This is a genomic window from Pseudomonas sp. URMO17WK12:I12 (assembly GCF_000514395.1).
GTDB lineage: Bacteria > Pseudomonadota > Gammaproteobacteria > Pseudomonadales > Pseudomonadaceae > Aquipseudomonas > Aquipseudomonas mucoides.
Genome location: NZ_AZVV01000007.1, coordinates 293580 through 307441, shown reverse-complemented (window position 1 = coordinate 307441; position 13862 = coordinate 293580). Strand labels below are relative to the sequence as shown.

11 protein-coding genes are annotated in these 13862 nt (G+C 58.6%); 4 read left to right on the top strand and 7 right to left on the bottom strand.

What is annotated here, in order from left to right; genetic code table 11:
* Positions 1–107: 107 nt before the first annotated feature.
* The 3 genes from D882_RS0110590 (at position 108) to D882_RS0110580 (ending at position 5079) form a co-directional block, all read left to right on the top strand.
* Positions 108–1775: a VRR-NUC domain-containing protein gene (locus D882_RS0110590; protein ID WP_027923206.1), complete on the top strand. Its 1668-nt coding sequence runs from the start codon at positions 108–110 to the stop codon at positions 1773–1775.
* On the top strand, positions 1772–4051 hold the full coding sequence (locus tag D882_RS0110585; RefSeq protein ID WP_027923205.1) for an ATP-dependent DNA helicase: 2280 nt from the start codon (positions 1772–1774) through the stop codon (positions 4049–4051). Before D882_RS0110590 ends, D882_RS0110585 begins: the two co-directional genes overlap by 4 nt.
* A 128-nt stretch (positions 4052–4179) precedes the next feature.
* Complete coding sequence (locus D882_RS0110580; protein WP_027923204.1) at positions 4180–5079, top strand: zeta toxin family protein; 900 nt, start codon at positions 4180–4182, stop codon at positions 5077–5079.
* On the opposite strand, the gene D882_RS0110575 is transcribed toward D882_RS0110580, so the two are convergent.
* Positions 5060–5812 (bottom strand): DJ-1/PfpI family protein, encoded by a 753-nt coding sequence (locus D882_RS0110575; RefSeq protein WP_027923203.1) that lies wholly within the window; start codon positions 5810–5812, stop codon positions 5060–5062. The genes D882_RS0110580 and D882_RS0110575 overlap by 20 nt on opposite strands.
* A 147-nt stretch (positions 5813–5959) precedes the next feature.
* Between D882_RS0110575 and D882_RS0110570 the strand changes: the two genes are divergently transcribed.
* Positions 5960–7882 (top strand): PAS domain-containing sensor histidine kinase, encoded by a 1923-nt coding sequence (locus D882_RS0110570; protein WP_027923202.1) that lies wholly within the window; start codon positions 5960–5962, stop codon positions 7880–7882.
* A gap of 69 nt (positions 7883–7951) precedes the next feature.
* Here the strand turns inward: D882_RS0110570 and D882_RS0110565 are convergent, their stop codons facing one another.
* The 6 genes from D882_RS0110565 to D882_RS0110540 form a co-directional block, all read right to left on the bottom strand.
* Entirely contained in the window at positions 7952–8428 is a 477-nt protein-coding gene (locus tag D882_RS0110565; RefSeq protein WP_027923201.1) for a hemerythrin domain-containing protein, read from the bottom strand.
* A gap of 276 nt (positions 8429–8704) precedes the next feature.
* Positions 8705–9001 (bottom strand): hypothetical protein, encoded by a 297-nt coding sequence (locus D882_RS0110560; protein ID WP_027923200.1) that lies wholly within the window; start codon positions 8999–9001, stop codon positions 8705–8707.
* A gap of 188 nt (positions 9002–9189) precedes the next feature.
* Complete coding sequence (locus D882_RS0110555; RefSeq protein WP_027923199.1) at positions 9190–10533, bottom strand: sodium:proton antiporter; 1344 nt, start codon at positions 10531–10533, stop codon at positions 9190–9192.
* Positions 10534–10578: 45 nt separating this feature from the next.
* Entirely contained in the window at positions 10579–11190 is a 612-nt protein-coding gene (locus D882_RS0110550; protein WP_027923198.1) for a Yip1 family protein, read from the bottom strand.
* 152 nt (positions 11191–11342) lie between these two features.
* A complete protein-coding gene (locus tag D882_RS0110545; RefSeq protein ID WP_027923197.1) occupies positions 11343–12200 on the bottom strand; it encodes a glucose 1-dehydrogenase in 858 nt (285 codons plus the stop codon).
* A gap of 220 nt (positions 12201–12420) precedes the next feature.
* Positions 12421–13575: a MalY/PatB family protein gene (locus D882_RS0110540; RefSeq protein WP_027923196.1), complete on the bottom strand. Its 1155-nt coding sequence runs from the start codon at positions 13573–13575 to the stop codon at positions 12421–12423.
* Between the last annotated feature and the right edge of the window lie 287 nt (positions 13576–13862).

Here is a 13862-nt window from a genome sequence, read left to right as displayed (position 1 = left end):
TCGATGCCCGCCCGAAAATGACCGAATAACGCCGCCGCTTATCTTTTTCCGTTTGCACCACACGGTGGGTAGCTGTTATCTGTACGCATAACCAGTACTCGCTTGCCATGGCGCTTTTCCTTGTGACTGCAAATCCCCTCGATGACCCGTTCTATTACCTCAACAACTTCATGCAAGTGCTTGACTGGCTTGAACATCGTTATGCCGATGTATTAAGTGTAGAAGAGCAAGCGTTCATCGGTGATTTCATTCGGCTACCCAAGGCGTCGCGGGGGCTGCTGGTCAGGATGGTGATGCGTAAGGGTGTGCATTTCAGGGCCGGTAAACTGAGTTATGCCGAAATCGGTGACATCGTCAGCGCGGCCGAACCGTTGCTGGCGGCAGGCTGGATCTCTGATGAGTCGCCGTTGCACATCGGGGAGTTGTTCGACGTGCTGCTCAAGGCCGAGATTGTTCACTGCCTTGGCGCTGCGATTGATCAGCCCAAAGGCAAGAAAAGTGACTGGCTGCCGCTGTTAAGCGAGCAGTTTCCAGAACCAAAAAGCTTTGCCCAATGGTGCCCGGCACTGGATGACCGACTGTTCACCCTGACCATCATGGACCTGTGTGACCGGCTCCGACTGATGTTTTTCGGCAACCTCTATCAGGACTGGTCCGAGTTCGTGCTGGCCGACCTTGGCATCTTTACCTACGAAAAAGTTGAATTCAGCGCCGAATCCCGGGGTTTGCGCAGCCGTGACGACGTGGACGCCTGTCTGTTCCTCCATCAGTGCCAACAGCATTTCGAAGCGGGTGAGCCGCTGGCAGCCATCGTCGAGCAGGTCAACGGGCTGATACTCGGCAACCCGTGGTTGCAGCGTCGACGTGGCAAGTTGCTGTTCCAGATCGGTCAGCACTGTGAGCGTATTGCCGATTTCTCCAGCGCGCTGGCGATTTACCGCGATTGCGCCTACCCCGGCGCTCGGGTGCGGATGATTCGTGTGCTGGAGCGCTGCGGTGAGTACCAGCTCGCCCTGGACCTGGCGAACCACGCACAGCAGTTGCCGGAAAGTGCCACCGAGCATCAGCATTTACTGCGTGTACTGCCCAGACTGCGTCGCAAACTCGGCGGTCCGGCGCTCAAGCGAGCCGCCCCGCGGCCCATGCAACGGCTGGATCTGCAGTTGCCCAGAACCGATCTGGCGCTGTCGGTGGAATATTATGTACAGGCGCATCTGGAGGAAGAACAGGCACCGGTGCATTACGTCGAGAACAGCCTGATCAATTCGCTGTTTGGGTTGTTGTGCTGGCCGGCCATTTTCGCGCCGCTGCCGGGGGCGTTCTTTCATCCGTTCCAGCGTGGGCCGGTTGACCTGTTGAATGAAGACTTTTGCGCGCGCCGTGCCGAGCTGTTCGAGGCATGCCTGGCCGAACTCGATGACGCTCGTTACCGGCAGACGATTCGCGAACGTTATGCCGCCAAGTGGGGCGTGCAGTCACCGTTCGTGTTTTGGGGCATCCTGAACGAAACGTTGCTGGATCAGGCGCTCGATTGTCTGCCGGCAGAACATCTGAAGCACTGGTTCAACCGCCTGCTGCTGGACATCAAGGCCAACCGCGCCGGCATGCCCGACCTGATCCAGTTCTGGCCGCAGCAAAAAACCTACCGCATGATCGAAGTCAAAGGCCCGGGCGACCGCCTGCAAGACAACCAATTGCGCTGGCTGGAATTCTGTCATGAGCATCAGATGCCCATCGCGGTCTGCTATGTGCAATGGGCGGAGCAGAGCGCTTGAGCTATAGCATCGCGGTCCGGGCCCTGTGTGAATTCACCGCCAAGGTCGGCGACCTGGACTTGCGTTTCACCCCGTCACCGACGGCGCTGGAAGGCATCGTCGGGCACCGCACGGTCGCGTCCCGGCGCAGTGACGGATATCAAAGCGAAGTGGCCCTGGAAGGTACGTACAAAACCTTGAGCGTGAAGGGCAGGGCGGACGGTTATGATCCAGCTCAAAACTGCCTGGAAGAAGTCAAAACCTATCGTGGCGACCTGAGCAAACAACCGGCCAACCACCGACAGCTGCACTGGGCGCAGGCCAAGATCTATGGCTGGTTGATGTGTCGCAAGCTGGACCTGGCGCAGATCAACCTGGCGCTGGTGTATTTCGACATCGTCAGCGAAAAGGAAACCTGTCTGGTCGAGGCGTTCAGCGCGGCGCAACTGCAGCCGTTCTTCGAACAACATTGCGCGCTGTTTCTGCACTGGGCCGAGCAGGAAATGGCCCATCGCGATGTGCGCAATCAGGCCGCGCAACAATTAGCGTTTCCCCATGCGGGCTTTCGTCCGGGTCAGCGTCACCTGGCCGAATCCGTGTTCAAAGCCGTCAGTACCGGGCGCTGCCTGATGGCGCAGGCACCGACCGGCATTGGTAAAACCGTGGGCACGCTGTTCCCGATGCTCAAGGCTCTGGCGCCGCAAAAACTCGACAAGGTGTTCTTTCTCACCGCCAAGACGCCGGGACGCAAGCTCGCGCTGGATGCGGCGCAGGTGATCCTGCAAAGCACCGGTGCACCGCCGCTTCGAGTGTTGGAGATGATCGCCCGGGACAAAGCCTGCGAGCACCCGGACAAAGCCTGCCACGGCGAATCCTGCCCGTTGGCGCGAGGGTTCTATGATCGATTACCCGCCGCTCGCCAAGCTGCCAGCCAATTGAGCCTGTTGAATCAGGCGGCCTTGCGCGAGGTGGCGCTGGCCCATGAGATCTGCCCTTATTATCTGAGCCAGGAAATGGCCCGTTGGGCAGACGTGGTGGTCGCAGACTACAACTATTACTTCGATTTCAGTGCGTTGCTGTTCGGTCTCGCCCAAGCCAACAACTGGACGGTCGCGGTGCTGGTCGACGAGGCCCACAATCTGGTGGAGCGCGGCCGGCAGATGTACAGCGCCAGTCTCGACCAGTCGACCCTCAACGGCGTGCGCAAAACCGCGCCTGAAGTACTGAAAAAATCCTTGCAGCGGGTCAACCGGGAATGGAATGCCCTGCATAACCAGCAACCCGGTGCGTATCAGGCGTACGACAAGGCACCGGAAAAACTGCTCCAGGCTTTGTTTACATGCAACGCGAGCATTGGCGACTACCTCAACGATCACCCGCAGGGACTGGACAGCACGCTGCAAAGTTTCTACTTCGAGATGCTGCAGTTTTGTCGGGTCGCCGAACTTTTTGATGAACAATTCCTGTTCGACATCAGCAAACGCGACCTCGACCGCCAGCGTCCGTTGTCGCAACTGTGCCTGCGCAACGTCGTGCCGGGCGGTTTCATCCGTCCACGCCTGACCGCTGCGCGCAGCACAGTGCTGTTTTCGGCGACACTGAGCCCGCGACATTACTACAGCGATTTGCTGGGCACCCCGGCGAACACGGTATGGATCGACGTTGAATCACCGTTCCATGCCGACCAGTTGCAGGTGCACATCGTCAGCCAGATCTCCACACGCTTCGTTCATCGGCAGGCGTCGCTTGAGCCGATTGTCGAACTCATCGCCCGACAGTTTGGCCAGCGCCCCGGCAACTACCTGGCGTTTTTCAGCAGCTTCGACTATTTGCAGCAAGTCTTGCAGTTACTGGCCGAGCGTCATCCGCATATCACGCTGTGGTCGCAATCCCGGGGAATGGGTGAAGCGCAGCGCCAGGACTTTCTCGACCAGTTCACCGCGCACAGTCAGGGTGTCGGCTTTGCGGTGTTGGGCGGTGCATTTGGTGAGGGTATCGATTTGCCGGGCGCACGGTTGATCGGCGCGTTCATCGCCACACTGGGCCTGGCGCAATTCAACCCGATCAACGAACAGATTAAACACCGCATGACCGCCATTTTTGGTGCCGGTTATGACTACACCTACCTGTTTCCAGGCGTACAAAAAGTGGTGCAGGCGGCAGGACGGGTGATCCGCACCCAGCAGGATCAGGGGGTGGTGATGCTTATTGATGACCGGTTTGGCGAGAGCAAGGTTAAACAGCTGTTCCCACGTTGGTGGTCGGTTGAACCGACGCATTTTCGCGCTATCGAGTAGGAATATTCCTTTTAAAAAACAGTGATATATCTTGAAAGACACACCGATTTGAACAAACGCCCAATCGGCGCTTTATTGAAAGGGCAGGTCATCACTTCCAAGCGATTCTTTGATAAGGAAATCAAGGTATGTCACTAACGCCGCAATACGTTTACACCCAGGAGCAGGTCACTGCCGCCTTCAATGAGATCAAAGCGACGTTGTTTCGCGGCATCACTGCCCAGGCGACGCCCAAAGTCCTGATCGTTGCCGGTTTGCAAGGCTCGGGCAAAACCTATCTACTGGAAAAAAACCTTCTGCCTTCAAAGCGCTATGAGCATTTTGTTCGCCTTTATTTGCCCGAGTATCGAGAAAAACACCCCCAATACGCCGAGATGATCAAGCGTGGCGTCCTGCATGCGTATAAGCATACGGAAGCTTTTGTCCGGGAGGTCAGCGGTAAGATTTTCACTGAAGCCTTCACCCTCAAATACAACATCATCATGGAATGCGCGTTCGACAGCCTCGACTTCGCCACTTTTCCTCCCTTGGCAACCGCCGCCGGTTATCAGTTCGAGACACATATCGTTGGATGCATTCAAGCGTTCGCTCACGTGTCGAGCATCAAAAGAGCGCTGAGCAGCCTGGAAAAAAAGGAACTGGAAAGGTTCGTCACGCTCGCCTCCCTCGACGCCAGCATGAGTAATGCACAGGCGATCATCCTGGCTTTTGAAACCGCTTCCAAAGCGGTGAGCGGCTCACAGATCACGGTGTATGAACGCGGCCTCGGCGGGTTGAAAGAGCGGGTGTCGCGCTTCCAGAAGACTTATACCAAAGACGCGACCGAGGTAACCCCTCCAACGGCTCCGACCGCGTACAGCACCTATGCCGACATCATCAATAACCACGTCTACACCAAGAGGGAGCGTGACGAGATGCTGAAGGAATGCCACCTGGCATTACTCAAAACCCAGGCACACGCCACACTGGTGCCTGACTTCGTTTACAACGACCTGTATGCCTACATCGTCAAATACGTGTACCGATAAGCCGTACCCATTCGGCGGCAAAGCGATGACAGTCTCCCGGCCAGCGAGCGGTCAATAACTGGCCATCGCTGACGACAAAACCTCGTCGTGGCTGGTCCGCCGAATCACGTACGGCGAGAAAGGGGCCCCGCAGGAAATCTGCGGGGCTGGAAAGGGCGGCAGTGACTTGCGCCTCGACCGTCTGCGGGTAAGTTCGGTAATAACGACCAAGCCAGGGCGCGGTCATTGCCCAGGCAGGCAGCTCCATGGTGTTGGCTACCAACGCGGTAACCTTGCGCCCCCGAAGTACAGATAATCCAGTTTCGGGGTAGAGGGTGCGGGCCAGCAGCAGAACACCGTGACACACTGCGGCCACCGGTTTGTCTGCGTAAAAAAAGTGCAGGGCGATCCGCTGTGCCTGAGCAGATTCCAGCAAGCTGCGCATGCCCTTGGCATGGCCACCAGGAATCAACAACCCGTCGAACTTGCTCGGGTCCACAGCGTCATAGGACAGCGGTTTACGAAATGATGCGTCTTCGGTCATTTGCCTGTAGCTGGCAAGGTCGGGCTTGCGTGTCATCAGCAACGGGTTGAGCGGACCAAAGCCAATCTCCACCAGGCGCGAATCGGCGTAGGCAGGCAACCCCTGCGGTGTGGCAAAACGTACCTCGATCCCGGCGCTGCGCATCGCTTGCCAGGGCACGCTGCTCTCGGTCGGGTCGTAGTCGCAGGTCGGCAATAACATCAGGATCATGGAGGCGCCTTTTATCTGCCGGAAATGGCCGTTGGCGTCGAGCATAGGTGGTCTGCAGCCTGTACTCCACTGAACAAGCGAGTTGTGGCTTTCCAAACCCATGGTTTGCCGCATACTCCATAAAAACGATAGTCGCGAGTGTGATCGATGAGTGATGTGCCGTCCAAAACCAACTCCATCGAGGAGATGCGTTTTCGCCTGCTGATTGATGCTGTGGTGGACTACGCGATCTACATGATCGATCCCGATGGCATCATCACCAGCTGGAACTCCGGCGCCCGGCGTTTCAAAGGCTACGAGGAAGCGGAGATTCTCGGCCAGCACTTCTCGCGGTTCTATACCGAAGAAGATCGACGTGCCGGTTTGCCCCAGCGCGCACTGGACACGGCCATTGATGAAGGCCGTTTCGAAGGCGAGGGCTGGCGGGTGCGCAAGGACGGTACGCATTTCTGGTCGCACGTGGTGATCGACCCCATTCTCGACCCGACCGGCAAGTTGCTGGGGTTCGCCAAAATCACCCGGGATCTCACCGACCGTAAAATGGCCGAGGAAACCCTCAAGCAAAGCGAGCAACAGTTCCGGTTGCTGGTGCAAAGCGTCACTGATTACGCCATCTATATGCTCGCTCCGGATGGATGCCTGACCAACTGGAATCAGGGCGCCCAGCGCATCAAGGGCTACCGGCCCGAAGAGGTCATCGGTAAACACTTCTCGATGTTCTATACCCCTGAAGACCGAGAAGCCGGTGAACCGCAACGGGCATTGGAAACGGCCATACGAGAGGGACGATTCGAAAACAAGGCCTGGCGCGTGCGCAAGGACGGTACACGGTTTTACGCTCATGTCGTGGTGGACCCGATCTGGGGCGATACCGGCACGCTGCTGGGTTTTGCCAAGATTACCCGCGATATCACGGAGGCGACCCTGGCCCAGCAAGACCTTGAGCGAACCCGCGAGGCGTTGTTCCAGGCGCAAAAAATGCAGGCCATCGGCCAACTCAGCGGCGGGATTGCCCACGACTTCAACAACTTGTTGACGGTGATCCTTGGCAACCTTGAGATCGTGCGCAAACGCGTCGCTGATGATCCGAAGGTCATGCGGCTGATCGACAACGCCACCCAAGGCGCCTTGCGCGGTGTTTCCCTGACCCAGCGCATGCTGGCGTTCGCCAGACGTCAGGAACTCAAATCCGAATCACTTCAAATACCCGGATTGATCGAGGGAATCAGCGGTCTGTTGCGCAGCGCTCTCGGCCCGTCAGTGCAACTCGAGACCCGCTTTTCACCAGGATTGGTGCCGGTCATGGCGGACAATAATCAGCTCGAACTGGCGGTGCTCAACCTTGCCACCAATGCCCGCGATGCCATGCCCCATGGTGGCAAAATCGTCATCGGCGCCCAGACTGAAGAGGTTCACGAACATTGCGCGCTAGCCCTGGCGCCGGGCCAATATGTTTGCATGAGCATCACCGATACGGGCGATGGCATGGATGCCGTTACCCTGGCGTCGGCAATGGACCCTTTCTTCACCACCAAAGGCGTCGGCAAAGGCACCGGCCTCGGGTTGTCGATGGTTCATGGATTTCTCGAACAACTGGGCGGGCGATTTATCCTCAAGAGCCAGGTGGGCAGTGGCACTCGAGCCGAACTGTGGATACCTGCCGCCACGACGGCTTCGATCATTCCCGAGGTTGCCGATGACGAGGCAGTGTCCCCCGAGTACAGGCTGTGCGTCCTGGTCGTGGACGACGACAGCCTGGTGTTGACCAGCACCGGCCTGTTGCTCGAAGACCTCGGCCACCGGGTGATCAGTGCGACATCCGGCGCCCAAGCGTTGGAGCTGTTCGCGAGCACGCCGGGTATCGATCTGGTCATTACCGACATGGCCATGCCGCTGATGAATGGCGCACAACTGGCACACGCGATCCGGATCCTGCAGCCGGACCAGCCGATTGTCCTTGCCACGGGGTATGCCGAGCGGCTGGAAGGCTTTGCGGTCGAACTGCCGCGGTTGTCCAAGCCGTTTACTCAACTCAACCTTGTTGAAATCATTGCCCAGGCCATGAAGTGACAACGGGTAACTTGTGGCGAGGGAGCTTGCTCCCTCGCCACCGATACAGCGTCGAGTTTAAGTGAATGTTCAAGCGGCGAGATTACGGTCGCTCAGTTCTTTTTTGTACTGAACCTTCAGCGTTTCCATCTGCGCGCCCAGTTCGTCCAGCGTCGCTTTGCCCAGCAGTTTTTTCGCCTGCGGGAACATCTCGGTTTCTTCCTCTTCGATGTGGTGTTCCAGCAGTTCCTTGACCACTTTGACTCGACCGGCAAACTCCGGGGTGGAAGGGTCGGTGACTTTCAGGTCCGGTAGCACCAGCGAGTCCACGGTGCGGTGCTCTTCCTTGGCTTCGTAATACATCACGTCCTGCTCCTTGCCGCCGGCCTTTTTATAAGCCGGGTACAGGACTTCTTCCTCAAGTCGCGTATGAATGCTGATTTCCATCTCAAGCTTGGCCAGCAACTCCGTGCGTTTTTTAACGCCGCGTTCAGTGGATTCGCTCAGTTGGCTCAAGATGCCTTTTACACGTTCATGGTCAGCTTTCAACAGATCGATGGCGTTCATGGTCAAGTCTCTCAAGTCGTCACGGGGATGAGCGCACACGGTCTCAGTGGCCGATAGTCGCTTGAGGGAATAGAGCAGGAGTCGTGCCGATTTTTGGCTGGAATCAACCGTCTTTTAAATCAATTAGTTAAGCCGCCTAATGGGCAATTTCACCCGTGCAGGCTGCATGAGTCCGGCATTTGCCTCATGCAGTTCGCAGTGCCGCACGAGCAACCCGGACAACGCGTCGTTTCGGAGGCAAAAAAAAGCCCGGCAATCGCCGGGCTTCTTTTACGCTCAGGCTCGGTGTTCAAGTTGCTGGCGCAGAGGATGAGAATTGCTGACGGACAGCGGAATCGGCGGGAAGTCCTCGTTGAGCAGGCGCAAATGGTCAATCGCTTCCTGAAACTTCAAATCGGCTTTACGGCGTAATGCGCGATAGCGATCAAACAGTTCCACATCCAGATCGCCGCCATCAAGCATCTCGAACGCACATCGGCTCAGGTCCTGGGCCTCTTCGAACATCTGACGGTTACGTTCCAGGGCGAATGCCCGGCAGGCTTTGATTTCATCGGGGGAGGAACATTCGATCATGACCGGCACCTTTTTCTTTTCCAGGGTTCCTTTGAATAGGCGTCGTTGCCACAGTGGAACCGAACCTGTCGGAGCCCGCGCGACACAAACACAGCGGGATTGAATATGTGACTGCCGGGAGAAAAAGGGATTTCAATTTTTTGCAGGCGAAAATTCGATAAATCCGCAGATGAAATGCAGAGAAAAAATCAAATAACCTGTTTTTTCAGGCGTTCGTAACGGGCGAGGGGCGGCTGGGTGGTGATGCCGTGAATCAGGATACTCAGCGCGACCACCGATAAGGTCAGATCAGTGCACAGCGACGCAACCGACTGCCCGAGCCCGTGGTTCAACGCATAAAACAGATAATAAAGACTGCCGATGCCGCGTATGCCGAACCAGCCGATCAAGGCTCGCTGACGCCAGTCAAGCAAGCGGCCCCAAGGCATGATGGCCACACTCAGCGGTCGGATCAGGCAAAACAGCACACCACCGATGGGCAGGGCGCGCCAATCCCAGTGGGCAATCAGCACCACGCCCAGCAGCGTGACCAGAAACACCTCCATGGCCCGCTCCACGAGGCCGCCGAAGGCGAGCATGTCACTCATCATGATGCCCGCCGCCACCTGGCCGTCCTCCAGATGGTCGGTGTTGCCACGCATCGCATGTTGCGGTTCGACATTCTGATGACCCACCACGGGCTGGACCAGATGCTCGGCGGGCTCTTGCGATTCGCCCGTGGTACTGACTTCGGCCTGACGCAAGCCGAGGCCGGCGGCGAACACCGAGAGAAATCCATAGGCATGAATAGCTTCGGCCCCGACATAGGCCAAGGCAATCAATGCAAGGGCGAGGTAGTCATTCGGCGACAGCGTACTGTCATCATTCTGGATACGCAGCGTCAGCGTCACGCGCCCGATGCCGCGCCCCATCCAATAACCGGTGAGTAAACCGGCAGGGACGGCCCAGAGCAGACTGTTCAGCGCCCAGTGGCCCAGCCAGCCGGGATCGCCGTCGTGTTGCAACAACAGCAATCCTAGAATCACGAACGGAAACGCGATGCCATCGTTGAGCCCGGCCTCGCCCGACAGACCAAAGCGCACCCGGTCGTCATCCCGTGCATCGTTGACCTGTACGAGGGCAGCCAAAACCGGGTCGGTCGGCGCCAAAATCGAGCCGATCAGGACCGAGGCGCCCCACGATACGCCGAAGCCGTAGTGCAACAGCAGGCAGACGCCGCCAATGGTCAAGACCATGACCGGCCCGGCCAGCCCGACAGCGATTCGCCAGGCCTTGTCCTTGAGCGGCAGGCGCAATTTCAGCCCGCAGACGAACAACGAAAAGAGCACCGCGACTTCTGTCAGGTGCTCCATCCAGTCAGCGGCGTCATTGGTGTTGAGCTTCAGCAAACCAAGTGCACCCGGTCCGATGGCCACGCCCAGCACCAGGCACACTGCCGAGGTGGTCACCGGCATCCAGCGCAGGTACGACGACGTCAACGCCAGTGTCAACAGCACGGCACCCAGCACCGCCACCCATAGAATGAAGCTCATGTCTTAACTCGCCGGGCAGGAGGTGCGGTACAGGAATTGAGGCGATCACCCAACCGTTGCGCGCAGGTATTCAGGCGACAGCAGGTTGAACCACACCAGAATCATTTCCACCAGAATAGTCACTAAAACCAGCAAGCCCACGCCCCACACGCTGGCGGCATACAGCAGGCCTTGTTCCTTGCGCTCGTGCATGAAGGTCGGCAAGCCGACAAACAGCAAGAACGTCGAGTAGATCGACGCGGCGCCTAGCACCAGAATCGCGAGCCAGCGACTCGGGTACAGCCCGGCGATGCCTGCCAGGAAGAACGGCGTCACGGTATACGCGGCAAACCCGATGCATTGATTGAGGGTAGGGCGCGCGTCAAACGTGCGCGACATCCAGCGGATGAAACCGCCCATCACCGCGACGCCGGCAACAATAGTCATGTACAGCAACACGCAGAGCTGCAGGGCGCTGGCACTGCTGAGCTTGACCGTTTCGTTCTCGGCCAGGCTCCAGCCGACATAGGTGGTCCCGATAAACAGGCACACGGCGGGGATCAAGGCGAGCAGCAGCAAATGAGCGAGATAGTGGCGCGGGTGCGCTTCTTCTTCGCGACGGATATCAGTCCACGCGAAGTTCGGTTGGGTGAAGAGTTTCACGATAGGTGCGGACATGACGACCTCCTCAGCGACCCGTGATGGGGGGCTTAACACTATTGAGGGGGGATATTCGCCGGGGGTTCATTTTTTCCGCTGAAACCCGCGCCCTGTAGCAGCCTTCGGCAACTGCTACAGGGGCCGGTTTCGGCAGCTGCTACAGGTCGGGTTCACAGGATCGGCTTGCCGCCCGTGATGCCGTAGCGTTGGCCGGTGATGTAACTGGCCTCATCCGATGCGAGCAACACATAAATCGGCGCCACTTCCACCGGTTGCCCTGGCCGCCCGAGCGGAGTCTCTGAACCAAAATGCTGCACTTCGTCATCGGGCATGGTCGAGACAATCAATGGCGTCCAGATCGGCCCCGGCGCCACGCTGTTCACCCGGATGTTTTTCGGCCCGAGCATCTGCGCCAATCCACCGGTGAAATTGGCAATCGCGCCCTTGGTGGTGGCGTAGGCGAGGAGAGTGGGTTTGGGCAGGTCCGAGTTCACCGAACTGGTGTTGATGATCGAACTGCCGGCCTTCATGTGTTTCAGTGCCGCCTTGCAGATCCTGAACATGGCGGTGATGTTCACGTCGAAGGTCATCACCCATTCTTCGTCCGTGATGTCCTCGATGCTGTCGTGGCTCATCTGGAACGCGGCGTTATTGACCAGAATATCGATGCGCCCGAACCGCTCGACCGTCTTGTCGACCAAGGCCTGGCACTGGGCTTTGTGCGCGATGTCGCCGGGCAGCAGCAGAGTTTGACGACCGGCCTGTTCGACCCAGTTCGCAGTTTCCTGCGCGTCTTCGTGTTCATTCAGGTAAGCAATGGCGACGTCTGCGCCTTCACGGGCGAAGGCAATGGCCACCGCACGGCCGATGCCGCTGTCGGCTCCCGTAATCAGGGCGATCTTGCCCTGCAACCGGCCCGAGCCTTTATAGGACTGCTCGCCACAGTCAGGCACCGGGTGCATGATGCGCTGCGAACCGGGGACGGCTTGCGGTTGTTTGGGGAAGGGGGGGTTTGGATAGTCAGTCATCTTCAATCTCCGGATTCAAGGCAATCGGGTCAAAGGGTTGACCCTGGGGTTTTGTCTTGAGTTCGGTTGGATTTGAGGTGCCGACAATTCCAAATTCCCCACACATCCCCCCTGTAGGAGTGAGCCTGCTCGCGATAGCGGTACACCCGTCAGCATTTATGTCGACTGACTCTCAGCTATCGCGAGCAGGCTCACTCTTACAAGGGAAATGTGGTGTGGGTCAGGTCCTGCGATTACGCAAGCTGCGCTCCATCCGCGCGATACCTTCTTCGAGCAACGCCCGTGGGCAACCGAAGTTCAGACGCACGAACTGCCCGGCGTCATCGCCGAAGTCCAGGCCCGGGCTCAAACCGATTTTGGCTTGCTCGAGGAAGAACTGCTGCGGGTTGTCCAGGCCCAGCGCCGAGCAATCGAGCCACGCCAGGTAGGTGCTTTGCGGCACGTTCATGGTGACGCCCGGCAGGCGGGTGCGAACGGCGTGGACCAGGTAATCGCGGTTGCTTTGCAGGTACGCGCTCAGTTCCGCCAGCCACGGCCCGGCTTCGCTGTAGGCGACGCGGGTGGCTTCCAGGCCCAGCGGGTTGACGCTGTCGACCATGCCGCAACGGGCGTGGTTGACCTTCTCGCGCAGGGCGCGGTCCTGAATGATCATGAACGAGGTTTTCAGGCCGGCGATGTTGTAGGCCTTGCTTGCTGACATCAGCGTGATCGTGCGCCGGGCAATGTCCGCGCTCAGGGTCGCCATCGGCACATGCTTGCGTCCGTCGAAACACAGCTCGGCGTGGATCTCGTCCGAGATGATCCAGGCACCCTGTTCCAGGCAGATGTCGGCAATCGCTTGCAGCTCTTCGCGCGGGAAGGCTTTGCCCAGCGGGTTGTGCGGGTTGCTCAGCAGCAAGGCGCCGCCACCTTGCAGCGATTGTTTGAGGGTGGAGAGCGGTGTGGTGTAGGTGCCGTCCGCCTGCGCATCGAAATTCAGCTCGACCTTGTTCAGGCCCCAATGCCCCGGCGCGTGACGCAGCGGCGGATAGTTAGGCACTTGCACCACAACGTTCTGGGGCGGCTGGACCAGCGCTTTCAGGGCCATGTTGAAACCCGACTCGACCCCCGGCAGGAAGATCAGCTCTTGCGGCTCGACGCGCCAGGCGTATTTGTTCCAGAGGTCGGCGACGATGGCGTCGCGCAGGTCATCCGGGGCCACGCTGTAGCCGACCATCGGGTGTTCCAGGCGTTTTTGCAGGGCCCGGATGATCATCGGCGGCGCGGCAAAATCCATGTCGGCCACCCACATCGGCAGCACGTCGGCCGGGTAGCGGCTCCATTTGGTGCTACCGGTGTTATGGCGGTCGAACACCTGATCAAAATCGAAAGTCATGCGCGGTCTCGTAACTACGGGCTGGTAATGGTCGCCATGATAATCGCCAATCCCTGTGGGAGCGAGCTTGCTCGCGATGAGGCCGCTACAGTCGGCATTGAGGGGGGCTGATACACCGCTATCGCGAGCAAGCTCGGCTCCTACAGGTTTTGTGGTTTGGCTGATGTCCCGGCGTGCCCGACGGTCGGTTTTCACACCGGGCGCGTCGGCGTTGTCTAGAGTTTCTAGTGTCGGCAGCCCGGCTGCCGTCACCGTGATTGATTGAAAAGTCCGGCAACGTCCCGGAT

Excerpts from the sequence above, each read along its gene's own strand:
- D882_RS0110555 (WP_027923199.1), bottom strand. The coding sequence starts at position 10,533 with ATGAGCTTCATTCTATGGGTGGCGGTGCTGGGTGCCGTGCTGTTGACA.
- D882_RS0110545 (WP_027923197.1), bottom strand. The coding sequence starts at position 12,200 with ATGACTGACTATCCAAACCCCCCCTTCCCCAAACAACCGCAAGCCGTC.
- D882_RS0110570 (WP_027923202.1), top strand. The coding sequence starts at position 5,960 with ATGAGTGATGTGCCGTCCAAAACCAACTCCATCGAGGAGATGCGTTTT.
- D882_RS0110590 (WP_027923206.1), top strand. The coding sequence starts at position 108 with ATGGCGCTTTTCCTTGTGACTGCAAATCCCCTCGATGACCCGTTCTAT.
- D882_RS0110550 (WP_027923198.1), bottom strand. The coding sequence starts at position 11,190 with ATGTCCGCACCTATCGTGAAACTCTTCACCCAACCGAACTTCGCGTGG.
- D882_RS0110540 (WP_027923196.1), bottom strand. The coding sequence starts at position 13,575 with ATGACTTTCGATTTTGATCAGGTGTTCGACCGCCATAACACCGGTAGC.
- D882_RS0110565 (WP_027923201.1), bottom strand. The coding sequence starts at position 8,428 with ATGAACGCCATCGATCTGTTGAAAGCTGACCATGAACGTGTAAAAGGC.
- D882_RS0110575 (WP_027923203.1), bottom strand. The coding sequence starts at position 5,812 with ATGATCCTGATGTTATTGCCGACCTGCGACTACGACCCGACCGAGAGC.
- D882_RS0110580 (WP_027923204.1), top strand. The coding sequence starts at position 4,180 with ATGTCACTAACGCCGCAATACGTTTACACCCAGGAGCAGGTCACTGCC.
- D882_RS0110560 (WP_027923200.1), bottom strand. The coding sequence starts at position 9,001 with ATGATCGAATGTTCCTCCCCCGATGAAATCAAAGCCTGCCGGGCATTC.